We start from the raw sequence: 268 nt of genomic DNA, 5'->3' as shown, positions 1-268 counted from the left end.
ATTGTCGTTGTTTGGCTTTTTCAGAATCTTGTTTGCTAATTTCCTCTATACCAGCTTGATTGGAGAAGGCTTCAAAAGCTGAGCGTGGCAAAATTAGTTCAACAGATAAGTCTGGTTCACCAATAGCAAAATCAAATACAACAAATCCGTCTGAACGAATCTCTTTTACTCGATAAAATCGGCGAGTTGAATCTATGCCCAATTTGAGGGGATAATTGATTTTCATAGCTGTCTCCAAAATTATTCGATTTTCATTAACAATTGCAAC

1 protein-coding gene is annotated in these 268 nt (G+C 36.2%); it reads right to left on the bottom strand.

Annotated elements, in window-relative coordinates:
• Positions 1-226, bottom strand: a 226-nt coding sequence (locus ACZ3HH_RS30205) for a phenol hydroxylase subunit (protein ID WP_465810273.1), incomplete at its 3' end; no start/stop codon positions are given.
• Positions 227-268 lie beyond the last annotated feature (42 nt).

This window comes from Pseudomonas sp. PME37.24/025, from assembly GCF_055556615.1.
The sequence above is the reverse complement of the archived record's forward strand: the minus strand, read 5'-3'. Positions and strand labels throughout refer to the sequence as shown.